Annotated in this window: 19 protein-coding genes; 6 read left to right on the forward strand and 13 right to left on the reverse strand. The window is 44.4% G+C overall.

Translation table 11 applies throughout. The annotated features are described in order from the left end of the window. Nucleotides 1-11 precede the first annotated feature (11 nt). Complete coding sequence (locus KYS23_RS05035; protein WP_218418173.1) at nt 12-3,143, reverse strand: hybrid sensor histidine kinase/response regulator; 3,132 nt, start codon at nt 3,141-3,143, stop codon at nt 12-14. A 294-nt stretch (nt 3,144-3,437) separates the two neighbouring features. Here KYS23_RS05035 and parC point away from each other — a divergent pair, with 294 nt between their 5' ends. From parC to KYS23_RS05050, 3 genes are read left to right on the forward strand one after another with little or no spacing between them, the layout of a single operon-like run. Next, a complete protein-coding gene (parC, locus tag KYS23_RS05040; protein ID WP_159528273.1) occupies nt 3,438-5,744 on the forward strand; it encodes a DNA topoisomerase IV subunit A in 2,307 nt (768 codons plus the stop codon). 60 nt (nt 5,745-5,804) lie between these two features. Then, the gene (locus KYS23_RS05045) at nt 5,805-6,341 is read left to right on the forward strand and encodes a heme NO-binding domain-containing protein (RefSeq protein WP_159528275.1); all 537 of its coding nucleotides are present in this window, start codon (nt 5,805-5,807) and stop codon (nt 6,339-6,341) included. 3 nt (nt 6,342-6,344) lie between these two features. Next, nucleotides 6,345-8,516, forward strand: coding sequence for a putative bifunctional diguanylate cyclase/phosphodiesterase (locus tag KYS23_RS05050; protein WP_159528277.1), 2,172 nt, complete (start codon nt 6,345-6,347; stop codon nt 8,514-8,516). 74 nt (nt 8,517-8,590) lie between these two features. On the opposite strand, the gene KYS23_RS05055 is transcribed toward KYS23_RS05050, so the two are convergent. The 8 genes from KYS23_RS05055 to rpe all read right to left on the reverse strand — a co-directional run bounded on the left by KYS23_RS05055 (nt 8,591) and on the right by rpe (nt 17,308). Further along, a complete protein-coding gene (locus tag KYS23_RS05055) occupies nt 8,591-9,397 on the reverse strand; it encodes a DUF1338 domain-containing protein (RefSeq protein ID WP_159528279.1) in 807 nt (268 codons plus the stop codon). Nucleotides 9,398-9,505: 108 nt separating this feature from the next. Continuing rightward, nucleotides 9,506-10,975 (reverse strand): succinylglutamate-semialdehyde dehydrogenase, encoded by a 1,470-nt coding sequence (astD, locus tag KYS23_RS05060; RefSeq protein ID WP_159528281.1) that lies wholly within the window; start codon nt 10,973-10,975, stop codon nt 9,506-9,508. A 16-nt stretch (nt 10,976-10,991) separates the two neighbouring features. After that, complete coding sequence (astA, locus tag KYS23_RS05065) at nt 10,992-12,029, reverse strand: arginine N-succinyltransferase (RefSeq protein WP_159528283.1); 1,038 nt, start codon at nt 12,027-12,029, stop codon at nt 10,992-10,994. A gap of 24 nt (nt 12,030-12,053) precedes the next feature. Continuing rightward, entirely contained in the window at nt 12,054-13,262 is a 1,209-nt protein-coding gene (locus KYS23_RS05070; RefSeq protein ID WP_218418174.1) for an aspartate aminotransferase family protein, read from the reverse strand. A 325-nt stretch (nt 13,263-13,587) separates the two neighbouring features. Then, the gene (locus tag KYS23_RS05075; protein WP_218395640.1) at nt 13,588-14,754 is read right to left on the reverse strand and encodes an HDOD domain-containing protein; all 1,167 of its coding nucleotides are present in this window, start codon (nt 14,752-14,754) and stop codon (nt 13,588-13,590) included. A 232-nt stretch (nt 14,755-14,986) separates the two neighbouring features. Continuing rightward, the gene (locus tag KYS23_RS05080) at nt 14,987-15,562 is read right to left on the reverse strand and encodes an anthranilate synthase component II (RefSeq protein WP_218395638.1); all 576 of its coding nucleotides are present in this window, start codon (nt 15,560-15,562) and stop codon (nt 14,987-14,989) included. 30 nt (nt 15,563-15,592) lie between these two features. Beyond that, nucleotides 15,593-16,600 carry a tryptophan--tRNA ligase gene (gene trpS, locus KYS23_RS05085; protein ID WP_013785674.1) on the reverse strand — a complete coding sequence of 336 codons (1,008 nt, stop codon included), beginning with the start codon at nt 16,598-16,600 and terminating at the stop codon, nt 15,593-15,595. Between the two features lie 30 nt (nt 16,601-16,630). Beyond that, nucleotides 16,631-17,308, reverse strand: coding sequence for a ribulose-phosphate 3-epimerase (gene rpe / locus KYS23_RS05090; protein WP_218395636.1), 678 nt, complete (start codon nt 17,306-17,308; stop codon nt 16,631-16,633). A gap of 387 nt (nt 17,309-17,695) precedes the next feature. Between rpe and KYS23_RS05095 the strand changes: the two genes are divergently transcribed. The 3 genes from KYS23_RS05095 to KYS23_RS05105 all read left to right on the forward strand — a co-directional run bounded on the left by KYS23_RS05095 (nt 17,696) and on the right by KYS23_RS05105 (nt 19,128). Further along, complete coding sequence (locus tag KYS23_RS05095) at nt 17,696-18,421, forward strand: TorF family putative porin (protein ID WP_159528293.1); 726 nt, start codon at nt 17,696-17,698, stop codon at nt 18,419-18,421. Nucleotides 18,422-18,615: 194 nt separating this feature from the next. Then, nucleotides 18,616-18,894: a hypothetical protein gene (locus KYS23_RS05100; protein WP_159528295.1), complete on the forward strand. Its 279-nt coding sequence runs from the start codon at nt 18,616-18,618 to the stop codon at nt 18,892-18,894. Between the two features lie 33 nt (nt 18,895-18,927). After that, nucleotides 18,928-19,128, forward strand: a complete 201-nt coding sequence (locus KYS23_RS05105) for a DUF2970 domain-containing protein (protein ID WP_159528297.1) — start codon at nt 18,928-18,930, stop codon at nt 19,126-19,128. Here the strand turns inward: KYS23_RS05105 and KYS23_RS05110 are convergent, their stop codons facing one another. The 4 genes from KYS23_RS05110 to aroK form a co-directional block, all read right to left on the reverse strand. Then, nucleotides 19,129-20,007, reverse strand: a complete 879-nt coding sequence (locus tag KYS23_RS05110; RefSeq protein ID WP_159528299.1) for a Dam family site-specific DNA-(adenine-N6)-methyltransferase — start codon at nt 20,005-20,007, stop codon at nt 19,129-19,131. 211 nt (nt 20,008-20,218) lie between these two features. Then, complete coding sequence (locus KYS23_RS05115) at nt 20,219-21,712, reverse strand: SPOR domain-containing protein (protein WP_246604292.1); 1,494 nt, start codon at nt 21,710-21,712, stop codon at nt 20,219-20,221. Nucleotides 21,713-21,786: 74 nt separating this feature from the next. Next, complete coding sequence (gene aroB / locus KYS23_RS05120) at nt 21,787-22,854, reverse strand: 3-dehydroquinate synthase (protein WP_159528301.1); 1,068 nt, start codon at nt 22,852-22,854, stop codon at nt 21,787-21,789. A 27-nt stretch (nt 22,855-22,881) separates the two neighbouring features. Continuing rightward, a complete protein-coding gene (gene aroK / locus KYS23_RS05125; protein ID WP_013785664.1) occupies nt 22,882-23,397 on the reverse strand; it encodes a shikimate kinase AroK in 516 nt (171 codons plus the stop codon). Nucleotides 23,398-23,481 lie beyond the last annotated feature (84 nt).

Below are 23,481 nucleotides of genomic sequence, written 5' to 3' on the forward strand. Positions count from 1 at the left end.
CTTGGGTTAGGCTAACCTGCGCGCGTCTGCCCTTCTGAACAGACTCGCTCAATTTCATCAAGTAATAATGGCAGATTCTCAGCGACTAGAAAATGTTGCCCTAACTTAAGGGCGCTTTCGAGCTCATCTGCCAAACTTTGCAGTCGCGGGGCTCCTATGTAGCAACATGCCCCATGCAGCTTATGAATTTCGAGTTTAAGCTCTGCGTAGTCTCTTTTATTCCACAGCGCTTTTAAATTCGTCAGCATGTCCGGCGCCATGGTAATAAAGTCTTCAAGTAATTCCTTTGCTGCTTCATGGTTTTGGTGTGCACGCTTTAACGCAAGCTGCCAGTCTAATGAAGGTAATAAAATGTGCCCTGGCTCTGTGACATGACACCAAGAGCGAATAAGATCTACCAGTGAACCTATCTCAATGGGTTTGGGCAAATAGTCGTCCATGCCGGAAGCCAATAACCTCTCTTGTTCTTCTTTAAATGCATGGGCGGTTACCGCAATAATAGGTGTGCCCATATTCAGCGTGGTCTTTCTGATCGCTCGCGACGCCTGAAGACCATCCATAATAGGCATTTGAACATCCATTAATATCAAGTCGAACTCTTGGGTTTGGCACTGATTTACGGCGTCTTCCCCACTTGTTGTGGTCACTAATGATATGGGGGAGTTATCAAGCCAGGTATGCAGCAGCTTGAGGTTCATATCCATATCATCCACGGCTAAAATTCTTGCCCGTGGAAGGGAGTTCAACTTATCTTGAAGTGGATTTCGAGGCATCGCTTTTTTATTGTTCACTAAGCCATCGAGTTTACTTAGTGTCATCGGCATGCGTAATTGAGTATGAAAGTGTTGAGATAAACTCGGGTATTGGGTAAAAGGCTCTGGGCCGGAATACCAAAGTACACGTTTAGTGGCATTAAACTGTACAAAGCGGCTTAAAAACTCATCCCGTTTGTCCATTTTCGATACCGGCACTGTCGCCATAAAGAAATCAGTGGAAGATGATTGTAGTGACAACCTAGAAAGATAATCGATGGACTCGACAGCGGTAACGTTAGCGCCAAGTTGCTTCAACATAGAGGCACTGGCGCGGCGCGTAGCGGGAATGGGGTCGAATATAACCACATGCTTTCCGTGCCACTCGGTATCAGTGCTCAATGCATATTTCTGGCTTAGGTGGTTAGTTCTAAGGGTAACCACAAAAGTGGAGCCTTGCCTTGGTGTACTTTTAAGGGTTAAATCGCCTCGCATTAATCGAACTAGCTCACGACTAATAACCAAGCCTAACCCAGTGCCTTGATAGTTTCGGTTTATCGAGTCATCTACCTGAGAAAACGCATTAAAGAGCTTCTTTCTGTCCTGTCGGTTTATGCCTATACCCGTATCTTCAACGGTGATCTCAATTTCATGAATTCCGTGCAAAAGGGGGCGGCCTCTTACTGCAAGAGTAATAGTACCGGAAGGCGTGAATTTTAAGGCGTTGCTAAGCAAGTTATTCAAGATTTGCTTTATTCTGAATACATCACCTATTAACTTTTCTGGCAAGGGCGCTAGATCGAAAACAAATTCCAACTTTTTAGAATGGGAGGACTTCGCCATAATCGTCACCATTTCTTCCAATAACGTATTGGGAGAAAATGGCTGGTTGTTGATTTGCAGCTTACCGGCTTCAATTTTGGAGAAGTCTAAGACATCGTTCACTATGGTCAGCAAGTTGTCAGCGGCGGTATTAATAATTCGCACTTGTTCTTGTTGATCAGATGGCAGAGAAGCGTGGGTAAGTTCTCGGCTAAACCCAAGAATACCATTCAGTGGCGTACGTATTTCATGGCTCATATTAGCAAGAAATTGCGATTTCACATTACTGGCTTTAATTGCATCTTTACGGGCAATATCTAAGCGTGCATTTTGCTCTTCAATGAGCTCCATATTATTACGTAAATCGTCGGTGGCTTGCTCAACCTCATGCTCAAGTTGGCTTCTACTTTTCTCCATTAGCGCGAATGAAAAGAGCCCAGATTCTAAAAATACACCCACTTGGAAACAGTAAGTGGTGAAGTCGTTTGAGGGGAGTACGCCTATTAAACTTAGCATGCCAATAATGGCACCTGATGCCAGCATACCCCATGCAAATATAAAGTATCGGGCAGGTTGGAAGCGGTTAATGAAGGCTTCAATACCCGCAAATATATAACTACAAATTGCGATAAGACCTACACCATAAACCAAGTTGTTCTTCCAGATTGAAGGAAGCAAACCGAGAAAACAAACTACCCCAATAACCATTTGTACAGCCAATAACAGCACAATGACAGGATGTGCAGCCTTGGCGTTCTTTTTGGTTTCTAGGAAGCTCACGGTAAACAAACCGGATGAGATACCTATGATCACAAATATCAGTTCGGTGTGACCAACAAGCCAAAAGGGTATCCCCCCTGAAAACAGCAAGTGAATATGGCCGCCCCAAATAAATTGCCAAAGAATAACGGCGCATATATAGCCTACATAGGCAATAAGGCTACGTTCGTGAACCCCGAAATACAGCACAAGGTTATAGACGGCCAGTATCAGCAAACCACCGTAAAACAAACCCCACATCAGGCTGTCCATTTGGAACGAACTGCTATGAACAGGCTCTGGTTGCACTCTTAATGGCGTGATAAGGCTTGATGATTGGCTTTCAACACGTATAAATAAATCAACCCGCTCAGCGTTGGCCAGCCTTACCCGTAATGTGGGGATACGAAAAATTTGTTCTTTTTGAGATTTACCCTGATGGCTTTGCTGCAATACTTCTCCGTTTTTAACCAAATAGAAATCGACTTTGTCGAGTTGGCTAAAATTGATGGAAAATACCCAGTTCTCTTGGTTTGACACGTTGGAAAATGACGTTAGTAACCACATTCCTTTGTCTCTAAAACCAAAGTTAGGGTTACTATAGGGATGCATTCGAAAGTCGCTGCGACGTCTACTTACATCGTTTATTGTGAGTGGCAGATTGGTTTCGTATAAATAGTACAGGGAATCAGAGAGGTCTAAAGAAGCATCTTCATCGAAAAGTTGCTCAATGTGCTGAGCGTGACTTGATTGAGGGGCGGTAAGCCAAAATAGTACGCACAGCAGTGTAAAAATTCGAAACAAATACATCCTGAATAGCTTCTTAATCTTCTTCTATTGTTATTAAACCACTCTGACGGACAATTGTACAAAAGATTGAAACATTAACGTCCATCGTCCTAGTCAGTTAACCTAATAGTGATTATTGCACTAGCCCTTAGTTTCCCCCACAATAGAAACATTGAAGGCTTAATAAAAAGTCCTATTTTGTGGTTAGACACTTCCACATAAACACGCCGTTCGTTAACGCTGCTACCTGTTTAAATAAACTAAATGCTTGGCATTAACGCTGTATTGTGAAAATAACAAAACGAAAAAATTATCATGAGCGACGAGATTATTATTAACCGCGACGGTGTAGAACAACTGCCTTTAAGGCGCTTTACCGAAGACGCTTACTTAAACTATTCCATGTACGTCATCATGGACCGAGCCCTACCTCATATTGCCGACGGCCTAAAACCTGTACAACGACGCATTATATACGCGATGTCTGACTTAGGACTGAGCGCCAATGCTAAGTATAAAAAGTCGGCTAGAACGGTAGGGGATGTATTAGGTAAGTTTCATCCTCATGGAGATTCCGCGTGTTATGAAGCCATGGTATTGATGGCGCAGCCCTTTTCTTACCGCTACCCGTTAGTCGATGGGCAAGGAAACTGGGGCGCACCGGACGACCCTAAATCTTTTGCTGCCATGCGATATACCGAGGCTAAACTTTCTCGTTTTGCAGAAGTATTACTGGATGAGTTAGGTCAAGGCACCGTCGATTGGACCCCCAATTTCGATGGCACATTAGAAGAGCCTTGTGTGCTACCCGCTCGTTTGCCGCATATCTTGCTTAATGGCGTTACCGGTATTGCTGTTGGTATGGCAACAGATATTCCTCCACATAATGTGCGTGAATTGGCTTATGCCTGTGCCATGTTGCTCGACAACAGTAAAGCAGAGCTTAGCGATGTGCTAGAGCACGTTAATGGGCCAGATTATCCTACCGAAGCTGAAGTTATTACGCCTAGAGCTGATATTCGTAAACTTTACGAAACCGGCCGCGGCTCTATTAAAATGCGTGCGGTGTTCCACGAAGAAAATGGTGATATTGTTGTTACTGCGCTGCCTCACCAGGCATCAGGTGGTAAAATTCTAGAACAAATCGCTGGGCAGATGCAGGCTAAGAAGCTGCCAATGGTTAGCGATTTACGCGACGAGTCAGACCACGAAAACCCTACCCGCTTAATTATTACGCCGCGTTCAAACCGTATCGATACTGCCCAGTTAATGCAGCATTTGTTTGCGACTACCGATTTAGAAAAGAACTATCGCGTAAACCTAAACATGATTGGTTTGGATGGTCGTCCTAAAGTTAAAGATCTTCGTACTATCTTGTCTGAATGGTTGGTTTACCGAAAAGAGACAGTGACCCGTCGGCTTCAGTACCGATTAGACAAAGTGCTGGCCCGTTTACATATTTTAGAAGGCTTGCTCATTGCCTTTTTGAATATCGATGAAGTTATCGAAATTATTCGTGCTTATGAAAAACCCAAGCAAGAATTAATCTCGCGGTTCTCGCTTAGCGATAAGCAAGCAGAGGCAATACTAGAGTTAAAGCTTCGTCATTTAGCCAAGCTTGAAGAAATGAAAATTAAGGGCGAGCAAGACGAGCTGGCAGCAGAGCGTGATAAATTGCAAACCTTGCTAGGCTCAGATCGCCGCTTAAAAACGCTTATCAAGAAAGAAATTCTCGCCGATGCTGAAAAGTATGGTGATGATAGACGTTCACCTATTGTTGAGCGCGGAGAGGCGAAAGCATTATCAGAAAAAGAACTCGTGCCAGCTGAATCTGTCACCGTCGTGTTATCAGAAAAAGGGTGGGCACGTTGCGCTAAAGGTCATGACATTGATGCTGAAGGATTAAGTTACAAAGCGGGCGATGGCTACCTATCCAGTGCAGAAGGAAAAAGTAATCAGCCTGCGGTGTTCATGGATACCTCGGGACGTACTTTCTCCTGTGATGCTCATGGTTTGCCATCGGCGCGGAGTCAGGGGGAACCGCTGACAGGGCGTTTTGCATTGGTAGGTGGTGAGTCGTTTGAACACGTTATTATGGCATCAGACGAGGCTAAATTTTTAGTTGGCTCGGATGCAGGCTACGGTTTTGTAGGTACATTCAAAGACATGGTGAGCAAAAATAAGGCGGGGAAAGCATATCTTTCTTTGCCAACAGCCGCCAAGGTAATGAAGCCTAAACCTGTCACTAACCCTGAGTCAGATTGGTGTTTAACCATTTCGAACGAAGGGCGTATGTTGCTGTTCCCGCTTAAAGACTTGCCAAGCCTCGGTAAAGGGAAAGGGAATAAGCTAATTAATATTCCTGGTGCCAAAGCGCAATCCCGCGAAGAGTTTGTGACCGTATTGGCAGTAGTGCCTGATGGCGCTTCATTAAAAGTTACCGCGGGTAAACGTAATATGACGTTGTCTGCCTCAGATTTAGAACACTATTATGGAGAGCGAGGGCGAAGAGGAAACAAATTACCTCGAGGTTTACAGCGGGTTGATAGTGTTGAAGTGGTAAAAAGTCAAAGCGCTTCGAGTGACGTTAGTTCAGACACCCAAGATAATGATATTTCCTAAACATTGGTTGTCGTTGGGTGTGACTGAACTACACTATTATTAATCGTATAAGGGGACCGTATGTTAGGGATTGTATTTACTTCGCTGATAGACATGCTAGAAGAGAAAGTATCGCCTGAATTTGCCGACGAAGTGATTGTCGAAGCCGAGTTAACAAACGACGGAGCTTATACTGCGGTCGGCTATTATCCTTTTGAAGAAATGCAGAAAATCTTATCTATCCTTACCGCGAAAACCGGTAAGTCGGTTAATGAACTGCTGTACGATTTTGGGGTTTACCTTTTTGGTAAGTTGGCGCAAGTACATGGCAATGTACTTGCGGACACGAAAGACATTTTGCAGTTGCTAGAGCACCTTGATGGTGACATTCATGTTCAAGTGCGCAAGCTCTATCCAGATGCTGATTTGCCTAGGTTTACTGTTATATCTAGAACCGATAGTAGTATGCGCTTGCGCTACTTCTCGGAACGAGAATTGTATCCCCTTGCTGAAGGGTTGATGGATGCAGCAGCAGTGCACTTCGATTGCACGCTAGAACGTGAAACTCATCAAATGTCATTCCCTCATACTTACGAATTTAGTATTCAGGTTGTGTAGCCTATGGGCGCCGATCTAGATCCTCTAGAGAAAAAACTACAAAGCTTAGAAAGGCGGCTTCAGCGTGAAAAAACGGCAAGGGAAAAAGCAGAATCCTTGCTGTTGCTTAAGGCTGACGAGCTATACAATTCACTACTTTTCAGTCAGCAATCCCAGAAAAAACTAGAACTGTCTTTATGGGCATCGCAAGAGTCATTTTGGGATTGGCAGGCAAGCCATGACATTATTGATATTCGTGCCTTTTCACTCAATTCAGAAAGTGAATCTACCTGGTCTGGAACTCCAATCGATTTAATGGCGTTAGTGCATGAAGACGACTTGGAAAACTTACAGTTTCAATGGTCGATGGCGCTTCATGGTGGGCGCGAACGCATAGAGCTTTCTTTTCGTATGAGCATACAAGGCCAGTTACAATGGGTTCGTTTGAGAGGGCGTGTGCTCAAGCGGGGCAGTAGTGGTGAAGCCTTGCAAATAGTGGGTACCACGAGAGACATCACGCAGCAAAGGCAAGCGGAACAATCCTTCCAATTAATGGCATCTGCCTTTGCAAATTCCCGTGAACCTATGTTGGTATTATCCCCCAATTTAAGCATAAACGAATGTAATGAAGCGTTTGTGAAGATGGTAGGTGCGCCAGACAAAATGGCCTGTATCAACCTTAATCTCAATGATTTGCTGATGGGGGCAAAAGTTAATTTAAACAACCTGCATCATAAAAAACAGCTTAGGTTTGAGTCTGTTATTGTGCCCAGAGTAGGAAAAAATACACCGGTTGATATCTCCGTATCTGTTTTTGATAATTACCTGCAAGCCTCCTCGTCGCTTATTGCCACTATGCGTGATATTAGTGAACGTAAACGCAATGAAGCGCGGTTAAAGCAACTTGCTCTGTACGATGAATTAACCGGACTCAGTAATCGAAGCGCTCTACGTGATATTTTTCAAAACCTTTTCGACAGTCAGACAGACTTCCTAGTGGTGTTCATCGACCTTGATGGGTTCAAAGCGATTAACGATACCGCAGGGCACGAGAAAGGCGATATGGAGCTTCAGCGCGTTGCTGCATTGCTCACCGCTTCTTTTGGGCCGTTTGGGGATGTGGCGCGATGGGGAGGAGATGAGTTTATCGCTGTGTTTCCTAGGCAACATACTGAATGGGCGGTGGAGAAATCCGAAGCGCTCATTCGGCTCATCGAAGAAGATGTTGTGGTAACTAAAAAGGTCGAATTGAAACTGTCTGCAAGTATCGGCATTGCCAAATTTCCCGAACACAATACGAGTATTGAGGGCGTTGTGCAATGCGCAGATGCGGCGATGTATCACGCTAAAAAACTTGGCAAAGGCCAAGTGAATGTCTACGAAGATGGGCTTTATGAAAGAATTTCGCAGCAGGTCAGTATGGTTAACGATTTGCGTAAAGCCATCGAAAACAACTTGCTCGACTATTATATTCAAGGCAAGTATGACTTGCAGGGTAATTTGAAAGGCGCTGAGGTGCTTTGCCGGTGGATATCTGGTCTGCAAGGTGTTGTGTCTCCTTTGGTATTTATCCCCATTGCTGAAGAGCACGATCTAGACCGGCTGATTGGTTTGCAAGCACTGGAAGCTGCATGTGACTACATTGCCATGATGGAAGCGCAGCAAGGGGAGAGTATCCCGCTTTCAATTAATATCAGTGTAAACCAAATGCTAGACACCGACTTCCCCGCCCAAGCCACGAAAATTTGCAATGACTGTTCAGTGCGAACCGACATGATTGAACTTGAACTCACCGAGTCTATTTTTATCAGAGATGAAAAAGCCGCGCTTGCTGCGCTAAATAGCCTACGCGACGTTGGTTTCCGTCTTTCACTGGACGATTTTGGCAGCGGTTTTTCTTCCTTAAGCTATCTTCGAAACTTTCATTTTGAAGTTGTAAAAGTAGACAGAAGCTTGGTTAAAGATATCCACAACAACAGTAAAGCGAATGCGCTATTTTGCGGTGTGGTGGCCATGCTCAACAGGTTGCAAATTGAAATTGTGGTGGAAGGGGTAGAGCAGGAGTCTTATTTGCCCTTTATGGAAAATGCAGACGTGAACCTCATGCAGGGCTTCTATTTCGATAAGCCCATGCCCTATGATCAGTTCCTTGCAAGGCACACTAACCCAAAAGGTACCTTTCCAGACAACGAATAAAAGGGCTTTCACTCTTTTATCCATTGTACTTCTTATTTTTCGTTCAGCGTGTGCCGATTTAAAGAGTAAACTATCTAACTGGCGTTGGTGCTTTCAAAAATCTTATCAGCGGACGCTGCTACAAAGCCTTGGTAACGTTTGCCATTAGGCATGTCGTAGCGCTGAGCAAATTCGTAGAAACAGCTAGGAATGGCAGCGGTCTCGTCAGAAAAATTCACAGGAGCGCGGTCGGCCATAGTAGACGACTGCGCTAAGAATACCTCAGGCCCGCCTTTTATTTCGCCGCCAGAGGTGTTTAGCACAAAACCGGCTTCTTTAAGACGCGCATTTACATCTGAAAGCTCATCAGTCTGCCCTAAATGATTCACGCTAACCGTGAAGTGATTGGCGCGGAATCCCCATGCTGCCAACCATGCTGCATATTCTGACTCACTAAGTAGAGCATCGTAGTCGGCTTTACTAATGTCCCAGTGACGGCCTGAATAAAGGAAGTTGTCAGCAGTCACTACATCGGCATCCATTTGCGCCACCAGCTTTTGAATTATGGCCTGCGCATTTTCAGACAGTTCGTTTACCCTCAATTCGCTGATAAATACTTTTGGTTTGGTGTCATCAGGGTGTTCGAAATGCTTGGCGGTTAGCTTCTTCGCTTCGAAATTGTAATCTCCCATTTCGGAATAACCAAGGGCAAGAAAGTGCGCGGCCAATTTTTCTAGCGTAGTTTTATCTAATGCGAAGGTCCTAAAAGCAACATGGTCGTTAACAATGTTGTTCGTGCTCTCATCATCGGCAAGTAATGCATGAATTTTGTGAGCTGAAGGGGTAATAGCAACATAATCGTCCCACATGTTGGCAAAGAGCGTATCGATGTTGTTATGCATGGGGTGTGTCCTTTTTTTTTCCAGTGTAGCGAGGGTAAATAAAAACTTATAAATAGAAACCAATAAATAAAGCCGCTATTGATAGCGGCTTTGTCTGTAGTGGTTTCTTTAAAGTGTTAGACCGGGGCTTAACTTGCCCGGCAAGGTCACTTTTTCAAGCTCTACAGAGGCAACAGGAAACGCACAATAGTCGGCGGCGTAAAATGCGCTGGCGCGATGGTTTCCACTTTCACCAATGCCACCAAACGGCGCTGCACTACTTGCCCCGGTGATAGGGCGGTTCCAGTTAACAATGCCTGCACGAATTCGTGCAAAGAAGTAACGGTAGTCTTCTTCATTATCAGCTAGCAGTCCTGCCGATAAGCCAAAGCTGGTATTGTTTGCCTCTTCAATTGCGCCATCAAAGTCTGTGTAGCGAATAACCTTAAGCAATGGTCCGAAGTGCTCTTCATCAGGCAATTCAGACAGCATGCCAGTGACATCAATAATACCTGGCGTGGCGAAACCTTTCTGGGTATCAGGCTGCTCTAATCGTAGTAGCACCTTGCCGCCTAAGGCTTCAAGGTCTTGCTGCGCTTTTACCATGGACGCTGCAGCGTTTGCTGAAATCATTGCGCCCATGAAAGGCTGATCTTCTGCGTCATAATCATCAATTTTGATATTTTTGGTGACTTCAAGCAGGCGGGCTAATGTGGCATCACCTTGAGCATTGGCAGGCAAAAACAAGCGGCGCGCACAGGTACAACGTTGACCCGACGTAACAAAGGCTGACTGCACGATATCGTGAACCGCTCCATCAATATCGGCTACATCTTTCACGATTAATGGATTATTTCCGCCCATTTCAAGGGCCAAAATTTTACCTGGATGACCCGCAAATTGTTCGTGCAAAATTTTGCCAGTGCGTGAACTTCCGGTAAAGAATAACCCATCAATACCATTATGCGACGCTAATGCTTTACCGGTTTCAACTTCACCTTGAACTAGGTTCAATACGCCAGCAGGCAAGCCAGCTTGTTCCCATAGCTTAACCATTTCTTCGGCAACCATAGGGGTGAGGTCGCTTGGTTTAAATACCACAGTATTTCCTGCAATTAAGGCAGGTACAATATGGCCATTAGGCAAGTGGCCAGGGAAATTATACGGGCCGAATACCGCTACAACGCCGTGGGCTTTATGGCGAATAAAGGCTTTACCTAAAGGCATAGGGTTTTCAACATTGCCAGTACGCTCGAAATACGCTTTCTCAGAAATAGCGATTTTACCCATCATGGCACCCACTTCTGTGGCGGTTTCCCACTCAGGTTTACCGGTTTCTTTTGCCATCACTTTAGCTAGGTGCTCTTTTGCTTCGCCTAGCTTTTCGCCGTAAACCTTAATAATGTTTAAACGTTCTTCAACCGTCATCATTCCCCACACAGGGGCAGCGGCACGAGCGGCTTTTACCGCTAAGTCTATCTGGCTAGGGGAGGCTGACTTACCTTCCCAAATAATCTGGTTTTTAGCGGGGTCGATTGAGACTAGGTCGTGACCTTCACCGGTCACCCATTGTCCGTCGATAAAATGTGTATGTAACATAAAAAGTGTCCTTCAATTAGTCTCTGAACTTTACGGGTGCAAGGCGAACATGGTCGCCCTCTTGCACATTCAGAGCGGCTGCAGCCTGACGCGAAAGCACGGCAATATTTTGCTCTTCGTTAACCCCTATTTCGGTGGCTACCGCGCGAAAATCTGCAACAGAGGTATTTATGATGTAGTGGGTTTGGCCTTGTGCCGCCGCCGCGTCATCAATAACAATTGGCATTTTTAAGCTAGATTGTGCCGTTCGGATATGACTGAGATTGGCTTCTACCGTAGGGCCCGCATCAAAAATATCGACATAACCGCGACAGCTAAATCCTTCACCTTCAAGCAACTGAAGGGCGGGGCGGGTTTTTTCATGAACCTGACCAATAACCGCCTGTGCTTCTTTACTCAATAGATTGACGTAAATAGGGTATTTAGGCATCAGTTCTGCAATAAACACCTTATTACCAATACCGGTTAGGTAATCAGCAGTTGGGAAGTCCATCGAGAAAAAGTGCGTTTCAAGCCATTCCCAGAAAGGCGAACGACCTTCTTCATCACTAACACCACGCATTTCAGCAATGATAGTTTCAGAGAAGCGCTCACGATGCTCCATCATAAATAAGAAGCGTACTTTCGATAGAAAGCGACCGTTAATTCCACCACGGGCCTGCTCTCTTAAAAACAGCGTACAAATCTCAGTAACACCCGTGTAGTCATTACAAAAGGTTAGAATTTCAACCGTATTGTGAATGTTTAGCTCGCGAGAGGCGTGCACAACCTTACTCAAATGATAGTGGTAAAACGCATCATCAATGCCTACGGCTGCTTCAATGCCAGACGTACCCACTACTTCACCGGTTGTCGTATCTTCCATTACAAAAAGGTACGACTCATCACCGGGTTGGGTCACGTTAGCTTTGGTGAAAGCTTCTTGCGCTTGGTCGACTTTTCTATGTAGCAGATCATCGTTAACCGGTAACGAGGTAAACCCGATACCTGATTCTACGGCAATGTCGTACAAGGCCTTGTAATCAGCTTGCTTAATAGGGCGAATTATATTCATGTTCGCTACTCGCTAAATTGGCGTTTATTCGGCGTTCACAACCGCGGCAACGGCACGTTCAAAGCGGGCTAGGCCTTCTTTAATATCTTCATCAGGAATAACCAAAGAAGGAGCAAAACGAATGACGTTTGCACCTGCAATTAAGCACATAAGATGCTCTTTTGTTGCGGCCATCATAAAGTCGCGAGCGCGACCTTGGTATTTTTCGTTTAATGCGCAGCCAAGCAACATACCTTGCCCACGTACTTCAGAAAATACATCGTACTTGTCGTTAATGGCTGTAAGTAGCTCACGGTACAAGGCTTCTTTGTGTAACACGCCTTTAAGTACTTCAGGCTGGTTAACAATATCAAATGCTTTTTCAGCTACAGCACAGGCTAATGGGTTACCGCCGTAGGTACTTCCGTGAGTACCCGCTTTTAAATGTGCGGCAATCGCAGTAGTCGTTAACATGGCGCCAATCGGGAAGCCACCACCTAGCGACTTTGCGGTCGTTAGAATGTCAGGTGTTACACCTAAGCCCATGTAGGCATAAAGGTGACCGGTGCGGCCAACACCTGATTGCACTTCATCAAAAATGAGCAAGGCATTGTGTTTATCACACAGTTCACGCACACCTTTGATAAATTCAACATCAGGAGAAATGATACCACCTTCCCCTTGAAGCGGCTCCATCATAACCGCACACGTATTGTCAGAGATTAATGCTTCAAAAGCGGCTAAATCGTTATAATCGCAATGCTCAACAGCGCCCGGCTTAGGGCCAAAGCCATCAGAATAAGCGGCTTGCCCGCCAACCGTTACGGTAAAGAAAGTACGGCCGTGAAAACCTTTGTTAAAAGCAATAATTTGGTTTTTGTCTTCACCGTAGTTATCTAATGCGAAACGACGAGCTAATTTTAATGCGGCTTCATTGGCTTCTGCGCCTGAGTTAGCAAAGTACACTTTCTCTGCAAACGTGGCGTTCACCAGTTTAGAAGCTAAGCGAAGTGCTGGCTCATTAGTGAATACGTTGCTCAAGTGCCACAGCTTGCTGCCTTGTTCGTTAAGCGCCTTAACGAGTTCAGGGTGACAATGACCTAGTACGTTCACGGCAATACCGCCAGCGAAGTCGATGTACTCAGCACCATCCTGATCCCAAACACGTGAACCTTCACCGCGTACGGGTACCATGCCCGCAGGATTGTAGTTAGGCACCATCACTTCATCAAACGTTGCGCGAGTTACTGTCATTTTTGTTACCTCTGTTTTAAGCGCCCGTGTTGGTACAATAGACCTCGAACAGGCGGAAAAATAAACGAAATTACCGGTGAGTATGCCATTTTTTTAAGTGTTTGTCTTGTTTGTGAATGGCTGCAGCCCTTTATATACAAGGACTCTGGCTTAATTTGCAAGAAAAGTGAATAACTATTTACTACTAAGCCATATTGTTTAGGAATAGTGTAATTAAAAGGTGAATTAGGTGTTTAATCCCATAGCCAGAGCGCGTTGATCTGGCTTAGTTCAAATGGGGACAAAAGGGCACATTTAGCTAATTTGCATGAATATCCACAAAAAATTAGCTATTTTCTTCGTCCCTCGATAAAGGAAGGGTGAAAATATCAACAGATTTTAGTTTTTCTAATGCACCTGATGGATATTCTTGCTCATTAATCATTGGTTTTACTTCTGCCACTTCAACCATACGTGATTGATGTAGCATTCTTACTTTCGAATAAGCGCGCGCTTGGTGCAGAAGCTTAGGCAAAGACCCTGCTTCACAGGGCTCTCTGGTGGCACATTGGCGCATCGCATCGCCAATAAATAAACGTTTCAACATCATGTTGTCAATGAGATCGGCGGATACCGCATCGGCATATTCATCTTGTAATGCAATCAGATAACTCGCCGATGGAGCCAATTTTAATAAGGCTTCATGACGCATGCGTTCTTTGTCTTTTTGGCTTTCAGTTAACAGGTGAAGCTGCACCTTATCAAATAGCTTGAAGTACAACCGTATAATGGCACAGCGACCTAATTGACTTAGCATGCCGAAAGTATAAGCCTGAACGGGATTTAGTTTGTAATGTGGCGCGAGATGCCTAGCCGATACCGCTGTGCCGTGCGCAAACTGAGTGAGTTTGAGTTTAATGCACGGGTAGGGGTCGGTTACCTGAGGCATGGCGCGCTTTATGACGAGAGAAGGAATAAGCAAGCGTAAATTCTCAATCCCCAAAAAGCTCAGCGCCGTTCTGAAGGTTTCAACAACGATTACTCTACCTTTAGAATCCCGTCTTCTAAAAGCCGGAGAGTTCACAACGTGCATCAACTCATCATAAAGCCAAGGTAAATTAGCTGCAATAGGCTCTAGTTTTGATACCGATGCTGCGCGTACCGATAGCGCGTCGAGTAACGCACCTGTGTCATCACTTAAATTTAATGTGTTGTTGAAAACATCTGAGGTAAACGATAGCTGCTCAGTAAGCTCACCCAATAAGACTTCATGTAAGTAATGGTTAACCGTTTCGGTATACGAGGCATCAGATTGGGCTTTTAGGCGCTTATTCTCAATAGCGACTTTTTCTACATGCAGTAACTGTCTGCGGGCGTCACCTTGTTCTGATTGTTCAAAGCTGACCTCACCTGGACCACGCTTTCCCAGCATTTTTATCGCGAGCTCTGGAGAAATTAATAGACTCTCAAAGCGCTCATCGATAGGCGGCGGGGTCGATGCTGGGGTCGTCATCTTAAAGTAGCTCCTGCTAAGTAACTGTTCGTGCGTCTGTTCATAGATGCCGTGCATTGGGTCGCCCTACTTCCTAAATCTAAATACTAACAAAGGCGCTTTGTTGATTAACCTATAAAAAGTAAAGAAAAACAACGCCAAATGCGAATAATTGCAGAACTTTTTTATCGGCAGGAAGCCATATAGCTTAAGTTTATTCTGAACCCACGGAAGAATAAATAAGGGTTACGCTCTAGGCGTTTAGAAACGCACTTAAAATATCGTGGCCATACTCGGTCAGTAAGGATTCAGGGTGAAATTGTACACCCCAGATAGGGAGTGCTTTATGGGAGATGCCCATAATCTCTTTTTCCCCGTCATCAGTCACGCACCATGCATCTATATTTAAGGTTTCGGGTAAGTGGCTTTCATCAAGCACTAACGAGTGATAGCGGGTTACCGCATAACCTTGCGCAAACCCGCTAAATAAGCCTCGGTCTTTATGAAAGAGCGCAGACGTTTTGCCGTGCTTAATTTCTCTTGCCCCAATAACAGAGGCCCCAAAAACCTGGCCAATGGCTTGATGGCCTAAGCACACGCCAAGTATTGGGATCTTCCCGGCAAAGTGCCTGATTGCATTTAAGCTGATACCCGACTCATTAGGTGTACAGGGGCCAGGTGAAATCACTAAATGACTCGGTGATAAGGCTTCTATATCGGCTATGCTAAGGGCATTGCTTCTTACCACCTTAACGCATGCACCTAATTCAGTAAGGTAACGGGCCAGGTTGTGAGTAAATGAATCGAAATTGTCAATTAACAGCAACACGACAACCTAACCTGTTCCATAAAACATTCATTAAGGTTTTGGGATAAAACCAACGGCTTCATAAACCTTCTTAAGGGTTTCTTCTGCGCGGGCTGATGCTTTTTCAGCGCCATTTCGCATAACATCGTTTAAGTAGTCACGATTGGTACGAATATCGGCATAGCGTTGCTGAATTGGCTCTAACAGGCCCACTACTGCTTCAGCTACGTCACCCTTCAAATGACCATACATTTTATCTTCGTAGGCCGGTACTAATTCATCTATCGACTTTCCTGTCGATAATGACAATAAGGTAAGCAGGTTTGATACCCCTGGCTTTTCTTGTGGGTTGAAGTAAATGTTTGCTTGTTCGTCTGAGTCGGTTACCGCACGCTTAATTTTCTTGGTAATTTTTTTAGGATCTTCAAGCAAGCCAATGAAGTTGTTCGGGTTAACGTCAGACTTCGACATTTTCTTTTCTGGTTCTTGTAGGCTCATGATACGGGCACCAAACTCTGGGATATGAGGTTCTGGTACACGTAGAATATCGCCGTACAAGTTGTTCATGCGGTTAGCGATATCACGGGTAAGTTCAAGATGCTGTTTTTGGTCGTCGCCAACAGGTACCTTATCAGCTTGATACATTAGGATATCTGCTGCCATTAATACCGGATAGCCATAAAGGCCAACATTAATATTGTTTTCGTTTTTCGCTGACTTATCTTTAAATTGAGTCATGCGATTTAGCTCACCCATTTGCGTGTAGCAATTGAGTACCCATGAAAGCTGGGCATGTTGAGGCACATGAGACTGAACGAATAAGGTGCTTTTTTCTGGGTCAATACCGCAAGCTAGGTATAACGCCAATCCATCAAGACAGGCCTCAAACAATTGCTTAGGGTCTTGCCTAACTGTGATGGCATGTAAATCGACCAACATGTATAGGCAGTCATGATCGTCTTGCATGGAAACCCACTGCTTAAGCGCACCCATGTAATTACCAAGGGTAAGTTGTCCAGAAGGCTGACAGCCACTTAATACAATAGGCTTGTTACTCATAATGTGTACCTGTACGTTAACGTTATTTAGTTACGCCTTAGAAAGACGAGATAATTCAGTGCGCATGTCATCAATAACTGCGCGATAATCGGGCTCGGAAAAAATAGCAGAGCCGGCTACGAACATATCAGCGCCAGCTTCAGCAATGGCGCGAATGTTATCGACTTTTACGCCACCGTCAATTTCTATTCTTATATCGTGACCACTTTCCAGTACTCGCTGCTTAACGGCGCGTATTTTATCTAATGTGCTGGGAATAAATTTTTGCCCACCAAACCCCGGATTGACCGACATAATAAGGATATGGTGCAACTTGTCCATGACATGATCCAGATAATGCAAAGGCGTAGCAGGATTAAAGACTAAACCTGGTTTACACCCTGCATCAATAATAAGCTGCAGTGACCGGTCGATATGCTCTGATGCTTCAGGGTGAAAACTAATATAACTGGCACCTGCATCAGCAAATTTTTCAATTAAGTCATCAACCGGTTTCACCATCAGGTGTACATCGATAGGTGCGCTAATGCCGTACTTTTTTAACGCCTCGCATATCATAGGGCCAAATGTGAGGTTGGGCACATAATGATTATCCATTACATCAAAATGGACCACATCGGCACCTGCGCTCAGTACGTTCTCTACTTCTTCTCCTAGTCGCGCAAAGTCGGCAGACAGAATTGAGGGGGCAATCAAAAATGGTTTCATCAGTTTTCCCTATTTACGAGGCGATGCACGTGGTAAAGGGGGAAGTTTACCGAAAGTTAGCAGTTGAAAACAGCGCTGATTGCATTCGCCGCTGTGTTACGAGTAAGTAAATAGAAGGGATACAAAAGATTAAATTAATCGCACTCTATTGGTGAGCCTGCCTTTTTTTGGTGCATTTCTGTGCACTTATCTTAGACGTTAATTTTCTTTCAAATAACTTTATTTAATTTACTTGTAATAAAATCAATTACTTATGTATTTTCTGTGAGAGCTGGTATATGTGCATTAAGTGGGCATCACTCTTGCGTAATCCAACCCAAATATAAGAAAAATCAAGACAGAAAAATTAATTAAAACAAGTTTTGGAATTTACTGGAGAACACACACATGAAATTATCTACTAAAAGCACATTGCTTGCTGTTGCAGTATCGTCAGCTTGCCTGTTTACTGCGCTACCTACTTACGCAGAAGTTACTGCTAACGCTGGTGCAACAAGTAACTATATTTGGCGTGGTCTAACTCAAACAATGAATGAAGCTGCAGTTCAGGGCGGAATTGATTACGCAAACGAAAGCGGCTTTTACGCAGGTACTTGGGCATCAAACGTGAAATACGGTTCAGATGATAATTACTCGTACGAACACGATATGTATTTCGGTTTCTCAGGAGAGTCTGGCGACATCTCTTATGATGTTGGTTACCTGTACTACAACTATGATGCTGCAGCAAACTTTGACTTTGCTGAAGTATATGGCTCAGTGGGTATGGGCGGGTTAAGTCTTACTCTTTCTGTACTTGCTCACACTGAAGCAGATGAGCCTACCAACCGCGATTACGGTTTTGGTGAAGCTACCTATGTTTCTCTAGACTACGGTATGGAAGTGCTAAATGGCTCGGAACTTGGTTTCCATGTTGGTTACCATCAAGGTGACTTTGCAGAAGACTTCAACGGTGTAGTTGGCGGTTACGCAGACTGGGGTGTTTCTATTGCCAAAGACGGATTTAGCTTCGCAGTAACGGGTACTGATTTAGATGACAGTGGTGATGATGATTCGTTAGATAACGATTCAGTTAAGTTTACTGTTGCTTATAGCATGGACTTCGAACTGTAAATTGATAAATGACATCAAAAACAATGAATTAATTGTTATTGATGTTTAAAATTAAAAGCCTGATGCGTATGTGTCAGGTTTTTTTTACTGTTGGAAATAGTAATTATATTCATCATTAATGAATATTATCTTGTGACTAATAAGGTTTTATTTATAATGATGTTCAAAGCAAAATAGCGTAAGGAGTGTTCAGGATGAAAGTACTTCCATTTTATGCAGTATGCGGCATGGTTGCGCTAGTTAGCGTAGCGGTCTATCCACGTTCGGGCTCGGAAGCCTCAGTGTGCGAGTTTCAACCTTCTTCTAGTTTTAATCCTAAGTTACCCGCTAGCCATGTGCAAAATCAGTGTGCCAGGCACAGAGATGGCGTTGCTGAAGTCAGTTGGCTTTCATGGATTGCTGGAAAGTCACCCTCATTTCAGTTCCATTTTCTCGACTTGCTTGAGTTGCTTCATGACGATGACAGCAAGTAACATTGCCGCTTGCCAACAAAAGACTTATCAGTAATGAGTCAACAACCGGGTACCGGCTTTTGGTCAGTGCTTATGAGTGTTGTCGCGGGTGTTTTCGGTGTGCAAAGCCATAAAAACTACGAGCGTGATTTTACGAAAGGAACCTTTGTCAGCTTTTTGATCATTGGCATAGTTCTCGTTGCCATGATGGTGATATCGTTAATGATGTTTGTGAAATGGCTAACTGGTTATTAGCTATTTTTCTAATTTTATACTTTTGCGTTGATTTCGTTTTGGCTTTTTTGCTACTGCGCTAGGCGGGAAATACGCCAAAATTTCATCTACAGGCTTTCTAGTAGCACCATTTTGACTAATGGAGCGCTTTACTGACAACATGCTGAAATCTGCGCCCTTGTACAAGGTGCGAGTAAGTGGCAAGTCGTGATTTGATACCAATACAGGAATTCCCCGCTTTTTTGCTGATCGCATCGCGAGTTCAGCTAACTTTTCTTGCGCGTCTTGCCCAAAACTGCGTGCCGCATAACTTGTAAACGCAGCTGTTTTACTAATAGGCGCATAGGGTGGGTCACAATAAATGACATTTCCACGACGAGCGCGAGTAAATACTTTTTCAAAAGGTAAGCAAGTGAACGTGGCTTTTTGGGCTTTTTCTGCAAACACAAACATTTCATGCTCAGGAAAGTAAGGCTTTTTATAGCGGCCAAAAGGGACGTTGAACCTGCCCGCTAAACTATAGCGACATAATCCATTGTACCCATGCCTATTGAGGTATAGAAACAAAATAGCTCGGTAGTACTCGTCTTCGGTTGCATTAAATTCTTCTCGCAATGCATAGTACATTTTCTCATCGTTACGTTCGCCGTTAAAGAAACTGCGTGCGTCGTGGATGATGGCATCGGGCTGAACTTTTAAGAAGTTGTACAGGTTTATAAGGTCAGGGTTGATGTCGTTCAGCAAATACCGCTTATACTGAGTGTTCAGAAACACTGACCCCGCGCCTACAAACGGTTCAATAAGTTTGTTTGCTTGAGGTAACCTTGCCTGAATATGCTCTACTAGGCTGTACTTGCCACCGGCCCACTTTAAAAAGGCCCGGTTTTTCTTCTGCATCATGCGTAAACGTTACTACCTGCACGGAATATAGACGGTTGTCAATCCGGTACTCGCCGAGTTTGGCGTAATTCTGGGGAGTGGCGTTGCAATTACTTCGCAATACCACGCTAAAGATAGATTGTATCTTTCCTCATACGATGGAACAACCATGAAAAGTAAAGCTGACGGCTTTTCTTTTGTTTGAAGTCAGTACAATGGGCACAACGTACTATTATTCGCCAGCTACCAGTGCCATTTCGTCTAGAATTTGCTGCCCACGTTTAATGAACGCTTCGTTCTTAGTCGGGTAATCGGGCAACGCGGACAGCGCCGCACGAGCTTGTGTTAATGATTTGAATGGCTGATGAAAGACCACCACGTGCCAATCACCGCCATACCGTGTAGTCACATACTGACGAGTAACGGCATGTAGGTTATTCTGAGCAATAAATTGTCGAACAACGTTTTTATCTTTAATGCCGACCATTTGAATGACAAAGTCATTGGGTAAAACCATGTTGGGGCGTAACATTTCTGCCTTGGTGGAGGTAATGCCTTCACTGCTTGTCTCATCACCGCTTTGAGGTTGAACTTGTGCCTGCGCGTTGCCTTGTTGAGCCGTGGCGGTTTGTTTAGTGTCATTTTCAGTGGGCTGTGGTGTATTGGTATCAGATTTGCTCAATGAAGGCGCGTTATTGTCAACTTCATTAGACAATCCACTTTGCTGAGAATCTTGGTTACTGCTTTGCACTATTGAATCTACTACAAGCGTAGTCTGTTCAGCAGAGCCGTCTATTAAAACGCTATCTGTTGCGTCGCCATTAAGCGAGGAAACGGCACCTTTCCAGTCAGTCACCAGTTCTACATTGCTCTCATTGTCTGTGATTGAGGCAATAGGCTGTTCAGCTTGATTGTCTGCAACCTTGCTAAAAGCAGAGCCTGGTATCACATTTTCAGACTCAGAAGGCATAGACGGTTGTGCAATAGGTGAAAATAATGACGATATTGAATCGCCATATTGCCAGGTAACCAACCCGCCAAAGGTTATTAAGAAAACTAAGGCAATAGCAATATAGAACCCCGTAGAGGTAAGTGGATTTGACGGGGTCGTTTCGATAGGAAGGTTTCGTTTATCAAGGTGAGCTTGAAACGCTTCTCTGCGCTGGGAAATCATCCTATCTAGTTCAGAGCCTTGAGACTTTGAACCTTGAAGATTTGAAGAAATAGACTGACTACTAATAAGCAATGGCGTATCGGTATTTTTGGCTGGGAGCCACTTTTTGGCATTTTCAGCCCACTCGGTTGTGGCAAATAGCAATACATTCAAATGCTGCTTGTTACCCGCAAAGCGGCTTTGTAACACCAAATCCCATAGTTCTTGAAGCAGTTTGTCGGGCATGTGCTCGGCTTGCGTTATAGCAATGAGTACTGGCCCTTCATGGATGTTAAGTGCGGATAAAAGTTCGTTAAGAGGGCGTACAAAACTGCCTACTACTTGACCTAACAACTGACGGCATAACTGACCACGGTAGTCAGAAATATCCATATTAGACTCAGCAGTTAAATATGCTATTTCAGTATCGTCATGCTGCTGGTAAACGAAGGCTTCAAGGGTTTGCTGTTGCTCTGCAATAGAGTCGCCACTGACAAAAACCAGTTGAGAGGAATAATTAACTAAATACTCAAGACGTTCATGCAATTCACTGTGCATGCGCAATAACCCCATAAAGCCCAATACCTGCGTAAAAGGGCTAGCAAAAAACGAATGTTGGTGTTAGTTAGGTATGCGCCAGTAAACGACTAGCGCAGAATTTCAGTAAGAATATCGTCAGTGACGTCTTTAGTGACGACTGCATTACCCATATTCTTAGGCAGCACAAAACGAATATTACCTGCTTCTACTTTTTTATCGCGCTTCATATGCTTAACATAATCCGGCTTACTCATTGTGCTAGGGCCTTCCACTGGAAGTGAAAATGCCTCGAAGAGTGAACGTACGCGACGAGTTTCTGACGCTGTAAACCAACCTAACTGCTCTGCTGCTATACAAGCAATTATAGTACCAGCTGACACGGCTTCGCCATGTAACCAGTTACCGTAACCTTGCTCAGCTTCGATTGCGTGACCAAAGGTGTGACCCAGGTTCAAAATAGCCCTCAGTCCACCTTCACGTTCATCTTTAGCAACCACTTCCGCTTTAATTTCACAGCAACGTTTAATGGCGACATTAAGGGTTGATTCATCAAGCTGTTTTAGCGCTTGCTCATTCGCTTCAAGCCAAGAAAAAAAGGCTTCATCATAAATGATGCCGTATTTTATGACTTCCGCCATACCTGCAGAGAATTCACGGGGAGGTAGCGTAGACAATGATTGCGTATCAATGGCGACTAAGATTGGCTGATAAAAAGCGCCAATCATGTTTTTACCCAACGGATGATTAACCGCGGTTTTACCGCCAACAGAAGAGTCTACTTGAGAAAGTAGGGTAGTGGGCACTTGAATAAAGGGGACGCCGCGTTGATACGTTGCAGCAACAAAACCACATAAATCGCCAATAACACCGCCACCTAATGCAATAAGGGTGGTATCGCGTGCAGCGTTGATTTCAAGCAAGTGGGTCATGACAACCTCAAATTGCTCAAGGTTTTTGTATTGTTCACCGTCAGGCAAGACAATGGTTTCGATTTGCTTGCTACCACATGCGGCTTTCACTGCATCAAGATATAAAGGCGCCACGGTTTCGTTGGTGACAATAACCGCTAATGGGCCTTTTATATAAGGCACAAAAAGGCCAGGCTGCTTAAGCAGCCCGGCCTCAATATGTATAGGATAGCTACGTTCGCCAAGTTCCACAGTTAAAGTTGACATGGGCGTAGCACCTCCTAATTATTTTATTTATAAACCGATTTTACTAATGATCTGGTTAGCCACTGCGCGAGCAGATTGGTCATCAGTATCAACTACATAATCTGCAACTTCTTCGTAAAGAGGATTACGCAAATCAGCAAGATCGCGAAGTACTTGCTCCGGATCGTTGTTTTGAAGTAAAGGGCGACGCTTATCGCGCTGTGTTCGAGCAACTTGCTTGTCAATCGTAGTTTGCAAGTAAACAACAATGCCTCGTGCAGACAAACGATTACGAACTGCTTTGGTTACAATTGAACCGCCACCAGTGGCAAGCACGATACCCTGCTTGTCTGTTAAATCATTGATGATGTTTTCTTCACGCGCACGGAATCCATCTTCGCCCTCAAGGTCGAAGATCCAGGCGATATCAGCACCAGAACGGCGCTCTATTTCCTGATCGGAGTCATAAAAATCCAGGTGAAGTTCGTCTGCTAGGTGTCTACCGATGGTGCTTTTGCCAGCACCCATTGGGCCAACCAAAAAGATATTACGTTTTTCAGCCATATTTGCTTATATCACAACTTTATCATGTTAGGGGCATGCACTGTTGCCTTACCAGCCTACCCATTGACTCGTGCTTATTTAATG

It is taken from the genome of Alteromonas lipotrueae (genome assembly GCF_019249255.1).
Classification (GTDB): Bacteria; Pseudomonadota; Gammaproteobacteria; order Enterobacterales; family Alteromonadaceae; genus Alteromonas; species Alteromonas lipotrueae.